Genomic DNA, 6,310 nt, shown 5'->3' with positions numbered 1-6,310 from the left:
CATTTCAAGAGCGTCAACGACAGCTTCGGCCATGCGTCCGGCGACCGGGTGATCGAGACTTTTGCAGGCTTCCTGCGTGAAGCCGCCGCCGCGCATCACGTTGCCGGCCGCATTGGCGGCGAGGAGTTCGCCATCATCCTGCCGGGAACCAACCTTGCCGCGGCGCGGCTGTTCGCCGAGGGGACGCGCAGCGCCTTCGGCGCGCTGCCCATAGACGGACTGCCGGCTGACAACCGCTGCACCGCGAGCTTCGGCGTCGCCGAACTCCATGCGAGCGAAGACCTTGCCGATCTGATGCGGCGGGCCGACCAGGCGCTCTATCAGGCGAAGAATGCCGGGCGCGATTGCGTGCGCGTCTCCGTCGGGCCTGCCGGCAACTGGTCGTCAGCCGGAACGGAAGCTAACGGCAGGGGCTGAGTTCGGGCATCTCGCCGTCGGAGAGGCCGTACATATAGGAGCGGCCCTTCACCAGCACCGGCGGCCGGTAGCAATCGCTATAACCGCCGATTTCGTCGGCTTCGTTCTCGTAGATCACCTTGGGCTGGCCGGCGCTGGTGTAGTCGGAGAGCTGCTTGGCCAGCCTGCCTTGGCCGACGATGATGCGCTTGTAGCCGGCGGCGCTGTCGACGACGAGGTTGCCGAAGGAATCGGCGTAGACGCGATCCTGATGCCGTGCGCCGGCAAGCGCTGGCGCTGCAAGGCCGGCGACCGAGGCTGCTACGACGAGCGCCGCAAGGCGCGATTTGCCCGAATTCGAACGCATGGCGTCCTCCGTGTCTTGAGGGAAAGCCTCCTCGAATCAGAAATTAACGGTTTCTTAACCTTTGTTAAGAGGCCGGCGCGTTTGGCGGCGATGTCTCGGTAAACATGGTTAATATCCGTTAATATCCGACTGGATGGAAAACCCGGTGGCCATCATTCGGCCATGCTTGGCCGCACCATCGCGGCGGCGTCCGCCTTGGCGTCGGGACGATCGTGATCTGGACAAAGCATCGTGGCCGCTTGCCGCGCGGGAGGACAGCATATGGCGCTACGCCGGCCGATTTGGGTGTCCGTTTTCCCGTTGCTCGGTGTCGTCGCTGCCTGTGTGCCGCAAGACAGCGCGCCGAAGGCAGCCAATACCGTCGTCGTCTCACCTGCGCCGGCCCAGCAGTCCGTCGCAGCCGCGGTGCCTCCGGCAGCTGCACCCAAGATCATCACCGACCTTACCGCGCCGCGACCAGGCATAGGCACGGCCACCTATAGATGCGGCAACAACGGTATGATTTTCATCCAAAATCTAGGCACGTCGTTGCGTGTGGTCGGGTCCGACGGCGCGACCGAGGAGTTTGCGGCGTCGCCTGCCAACCAGAGCAGCCGCTACCAGGCGGCCACGCATGACGCAATCGTGATCGACGGGCGCGAGGCGCTGGTGATGAAGAAGGGATCGACGCCGCAGACCTGCAAACGCTGACGCCAGTCTCACCACCGCTGGGCCCTGGAGCCAGATATGTTGCACTGCAGCGATATCGAGCCGGCTTCAGGCCTTCCCAGCCTAATCGATTGAAGCCAAAGCCCGCCTTTTAGTCAGACTAAATTACGTTTTCGAAACGGTTTTCTGGCTTTGACGCGGTGCAAAAAGAGCATTAGAAACCGGCTGTCCGAAGTCGCAACCGGAAGCGGCAATGCCGCATTTCCACCTGAGGCTCCAGAGAGACGCCGAACTGGGGGAGCCATGAGCAAATCACCAGCCACCCGCGAATTTGCCAGACGTGAACGGCCGATTTCGCCGCACCTCACCGTGTACCGGCCGCCGATCACCATGACGATGTCGATCATTCACCGCATCACCGGCGGCGCGCTGTATTTCGGCACGCTGCTGGTCGCCCTGTGGCTGATGGCGGCGGCAAGCTCGCAGGCGACCTTCGATTGGGCCAATTCGGCCTTCGGCACCTGGCTCGGCCGGATCATCCTGTTCGGCTACACCTGGGCGCTGATGCATCATATGCTGGGCGGCGTACGGCACCTCATCTGGGACACGGGCGCGGGCCTGGAAAAGCATACCGCCTCGAAGATCGCCTGGGCGACGCTGGCCGGCTCGATCCTGCTCACGCTGCTGATCTGGATCGCCGGCACCATGGCGCGGGGAGCTTGATGATGAGCGGCAAAAACACCGACATGCGCACGCCGCTGGCGAGGGTCCGCGGCCTCGGCTCCGCCCGCGAGGGCACCGGGCATTTCTGGCGCCAGCGCCTGACCGCGATCGCCAACATCCCGCTGATCCTGTTCTTCGTCGGTTTCCTGATCGCGCTCAACGGCGCCGACCACGAGCATGTGCGGGCAGCCCTTGCCAACCCGTTCGTGGCGCTGGTGATGGCCCTGGTGCTCATCTCCGGTCTCACCCATATGCGGATCGGCATGCAGGTGATCATTGAGGATTACGTGCATGGCGAAGGCATGAAGCTGGCGCTGATCGCGCTCAATACATTTTTCACCATAGCGGTCGGCGTCGCCTCGATCTTCGCCCTGCTCAAGCTGGCATTCGGAGGCTGAGTTGGCCAAGGACGCGAAACAAGCCAACACGGCAGGCTATACCCTTGTCGACCACAAGTTCGACGTGGTGGTCGTTGGCGCCGGCGGCGCCGGCCTGCGCGCCACGCTCGGCATGGCCGAACAGGGGCTGCGCACCGCCTGCATCAGCAAGGTGTTCCCGACCCGCTCGCACACGGTGGCGGCGCAAGGCGGCATTGCCGCCTCGCTGTCCAACATGGGTCCCGATTCCTGGCAATGGCACATGTACGACACCGTCAAGGGCTCGGACTGGCTGGGCGATGTCGACGCCATGGAATATCTGGTGCGCGAGGCGCCGGCCGCGGTCTACGAGCTCGAACATTACGGCGTGCCGTTTTCGCGCACCGAAGAGGGCAAGATCTACCAGCGGCCGTTCGGCGGCCACATGATGAACTATGGCGAAGGTCCCCCCGTGCAGCGCACCTGTGCCGCCGCCGACCGCACCGGGCATGCCATCCTGCATACGCTTTACGGCCAGTCGCTGAAGAACAATGCGCAGTTCTTCATCGAGTATTTCGCGCTCGACCTGATCATGGAGCCGGACGGCACCTGCACCGGTGTCGTCGCCTGGAACCTGGATGACGGCACCATCCACCGCTTCTCGGCCAAGATGGTGGTGCTGGCGACCGGCGGCTATGGCCGCGCCTATTTCTCGGCCACCTCGGCGCACACCTGCACCGGCGACGGCGGCGGCATGGCCGCGCGTGCCGGCTTTCCGCTGCAGGACATGGAGTTCGTGCAATTCCACCCGACCGGCATCTATGGCGCCGGCTGCCTGATCACCGAGGGTGCGCGCGGCGAGGGCGGCTATCTCGTCAATTCCGAGGGCGAGCGCTTCATGGAGCGCTACGCGCCGTCAGCCAAGGACCTTGCCTCGCGCGACGTCGTCTCGCGCTGCATGACGCTGGAGATCCGCGAAGGCCGCGGCGTCGGCAAGAACAAGGACCACATCTTCCTGCATCTCGACCATCTCGATCCCGCCGTCCTGCATGAGCGGCTGCCGGGCATTTCGGAATCGGCCAAGATCTTTGCCGGTGTCGACCTGACCAAGGAGCCGATCCCGGTGCTGCCCACGGTCCACTACAATATGGGCGGCGTGCCGACCAATTACTGGGGCGAGGTGCTCAATCCGACGGCGCTCAATCCAGACCAGGTGTCGCCCGGATTGATGGCTGTCGGCGAAGCCGGCTGCGCCTCCGTGCACGGCGCCAACAGGCTCGGTTCGAATTCGTTGATCGATCTTGTGGTGTTCGGCCGCGCGGCGGCGATCCGCGCCGGCCAGGTCATCGACCGCAAGTCGGCGATCCCTTCGCCCAACGAAGCCTCGGTCGAAAAGATCATGGACCGCTTCGACCGGCTGCGTTACGCCAACGGCTCGACACCGACGGCGGTGCTGCGTGAAAAGATGCAGAAGGCGATGCAGGAAGACGCGGCCGTATTCCGCACGCAGGAGTCGCTCGAAAATGGCTGTAAGCGCATTTCGCAGATCTGGGGCGAGTTGAAGGACATCAAAGTGTCCGACCGCTCGATGATCTGGAACTCCGATCTGGTCGAAACGCTGGAGCTGGAAAACCTGATGGCCAATGCCATCACCACGGTCTACAGCGCCGAGGCGCGCAAGGAGAGCCGTGGCGCGCACGCACGCGAGGACTTTTCGGCGCGCGACGACGCGGTCTGGCGCAAGCATACGCTGGCCAGGCTGAGCGAAGACGGCGAGGTGGCACTCTCCTACCGGCCGGTGCACACCGAGCCGCAGCTGGCTGAAAAGGACGGCGGCATCAGCCTCGCCAAGATCGCGCCCAAGGCCAGAGTGTATTGAGGATCGAACATGGTTGAACTCACGCTCCCCAAGAATTCGCAGATCAAGCCGGGCAAGACCTGGCCGAAGCCGGAGGGCGCCACCAATCTGCGGGAATACCGCATCTATCGCTGGTCGCCGGACGACGACGAGAACCCGCGCATCGATACCTATTTCGTCGACATGGACGACTGCGGGCCGATGGTGCTCGACGCGCTGCTGTGGATCAAGAACAAGATCGACCCGACGCTGACCTTGCGGCGTTCCTGCCGCGAAGGCATTTGCGGCTCCTGCGCCATGAACATCGACGGTTCCAACACGCTCGCCTGCACCAAGGGCTGCGACGACATTTCGGGCGCGGTAAAAGTCTACCCGCTGCCGCATATGCAGGTGGTCAAGGATCTGGTGCCCGACCTCACCAATTTCTACGCCCAGCACGCGTCGATCCAGCCTTGGCTGAAGACGGTGTCGCCGGAGCCGGCCAAGGAGTGGCTGCAGAGCCATGAGGACCGCGAGAAGCTCGACGGGCTCTATGAATGCATATTGTGCGCCTGCTGCTCGACCTCGTGCCCGAGCTATTGGTGGAACGGCGACCGCTATCTCGGCCCGGCAACGCTTCTGCAGGCCTATCGCTGGCTGATCGATAGCCGCGACGAGGCCACCGGCGAGCGGCTCGACAATCTCGAAGACCCGTTCCGGCTCTATCGCTGCCACACCATCATGAACTGCGCGCAGACCTGCCCCAAAGGCCTCAACCCGGCCAAGGCGATCGCGGAGATCAAGAAGATGATGGTGGAGAGAAGGGTTTAGGCGGTTGGTTGGTTGCCGGCGAGAGTAATCCAATGAGCGATGACCTTCCCATCCTTTCCCCTGTGGAAGCTCGCATTCTCGGCTGCCTGATCGAGAAGAAGGAGCTGACGCCGGATGTCTATCCGCTGACGCTCAACGCGGCACTGGCCGCCGCCAACCAGAAGACGGCGCGCGAGCCGGTGATGGCGCTGGAGCAGAGCGAGGTGCACCGGGGGCTGAAGCTGCTCGAACAAAAGGGGCTGGTGCGGCAGATGTTCGGTTCGCGTGTCGAGCGCTACGAGCACCAGATGGCGCAGCGCTTCTCGCTGACCACACCGCAGACCGCCTTGATCGGCTTGCTGTTGCTGCGCGGGCCGCAGACGGCCCATGAATTGTCGGCGCGCACCGAGCGCATGGCACGGTTTTCGTCGATCGAAGATTTGCGCGCCGAGCTCGACATGCTGATCGGCCGCCGACCGCCACTCATCCAGGAAATCCCACGCGGACCGGGCCAGCGCGAGGAGCGTTACGTCCATCTGCTGAGCGGGATTCCGCAGATCGCCCCCATCGCCATGCAGGCTGCGTCGGCTGCTTCATCTGCCTCCGGCCTCGAGGAGCGCGTCAGCGCCCTCGAGGAGGAGATTGCAATGTTACGCGCCCGCATCGACGCGCTGACCGGCGAGCGCTAGGTTCACCTCCTCGAGTAAACGCCGCTCGCTTCGCCGTCGGGGTCGATCAGCCGCAACTGGTTGCCGTCCAGTTGCCAACGCAAGGAGACCGGCTTCAGGTCACCGGGCTTGAATTTCCAGAGGCCCGTAAGGTCGGGCCGGCAACCATTGACGGATTTGTAGGTTCCTGCCGTCGGCGTGAAAACCAGGGTCGAACCGCGCACGGAGGCCTTGCCGGTTTTCAGGGTCAGCGACCGGACCTGACCGCAGCCGTCGACCAGAGACGATTGGAACAGCGCGTAATAGGTGCGCCCGTCAGCCCCGAAGGTAAAGGTGACGCTGCCGCCGCTGCCTGGATCGCAGTTGCTGAATGTGTCGCAATAATTGCCGCTGGCAACTGCAAAACCCCACTTGCCGACGAGCGCTCCCGGCATCGCACCGAGGCGCGAGCGTGTCGTCGGTCCCTTGCCCTGGCCGTAAGCGCCGCCGGCGCTGAAGGCCAGCC

General features: G+C 63.9%; 9 protein-coding genes. 7 read left to right on the top strand and 2 right to left on the bottom strand.

The features are described from left to right. Positions 1-417 (top strand): GGDEF domain-containing protein (locus EN879_RS20200; RefSeq protein WP_164774479.1); only part of this gene is annotated, 417 nt, incomplete at its 5' end. Here the strand turns inward: EN879_RS20200 and EN879_RS20195 are convergent. Then, positions 401-763, bottom strand: a complete 363-nt coding sequence (locus EN879_RS20195) for a hypothetical protein (RefSeq protein WP_024504989.1) — start codon at positions 761-763, stop codon at positions 401-403. The genes EN879_RS20200 and EN879_RS20195 overlap by 17 nt on opposite strands. Positions 764-1,024: 261 nt before the next feature. Between EN879_RS20195 and EN879_RS20190 the strand changes: the two genes are divergently transcribed. The 6 genes from EN879_RS20190 (at position 1,025) to EN879_RS20165 (ending at position 5,826) form a co-directional block, all read left to right on the top strand. Further along, a complete protein-coding gene (locus tag EN879_RS20190) occupies positions 1,025-1,453 on the top strand; it encodes a hypothetical protein (protein ID WP_063169530.1) in 429 nt (142 codons plus the stop codon). A 261-nt stretch (positions 1,454-1,714) separates the two neighbouring features. Then, the gene (gene sdhC / locus EN879_RS20185; protein WP_063169529.1) at positions 1,715-2,134 is read left to right on the top strand and encodes a succinate dehydrogenase, cytochrome b556 subunit; all 420 of its coding nucleotides are present in this window, start codon (positions 1,715-1,717) and stop codon (positions 2,132-2,134) included. 2 nt (positions 2,135-2,136) lie between these two features. After that, a complete protein-coding gene (sdhD, locus tag EN879_RS20180) occupies positions 2,137-2,532 on the top strand; it encodes a succinate dehydrogenase, hydrophobic membrane anchor protein (protein WP_013528875.1) in 396 nt (131 codons plus the stop codon). Position 2,533: 1 nt separating this feature from the next. Continuing rightward, positions 2,534-4,369 carry a succinate dehydrogenase flavoprotein subunit gene (gene sdhA / locus EN879_RS20175; protein ID WP_063169528.1) on the top strand — a complete coding sequence of 612 codons (1,836 nt, stop codon included), beginning with the start codon at positions 2,534-2,536 and terminating at the stop codon, positions 4,367-4,369. A gap of 9 nt (positions 4,370-4,378) precedes the next feature. Beyond that, complete coding sequence (locus tag EN879_RS20170; protein WP_013528877.1) at positions 4,379-5,158, top strand: succinate dehydrogenase iron-sulfur subunit; 780 nt, start codon at positions 4,379-4,381, stop codon at positions 5,156-5,158. A gap of 32 nt (positions 5,159-5,190) precedes the next feature. Further along, entirely contained in the window at positions 5,191-5,826 is a 636-nt protein-coding gene (locus EN879_RS20165; RefSeq protein WP_027163303.1) for a DUF480 domain-containing protein, read from the top strand. 2 nt (positions 5,827-5,828) lie between these two features. Here EN879_RS20165 and EN879_RS20160 read toward each other — a convergent pair. Next, the coding region (locus tag EN879_RS20160; protein WP_164774478.1) for a hypothetical protein at positions 5,829-6,310 on the bottom strand (482 nt) is incomplete at its 5' end.

The sequence above is a fragment of the Mesorhizobium sp. M7A.F.Ca.AU.002.02.1.1 genome (genome assembly GCF_003998535.1).
GTDB classification, from domain to species: Bacteria; Pseudomonadota; Alphaproteobacteria; order Rhizobiales; family Rhizobiaceae; genus Mesorhizobium; species Mesorhizobium ciceri.
The sequence above is the reverse complement of the archived record's forward strand: the minus strand, read 5'-3'. Positions and strand labels throughout refer to the sequence as shown.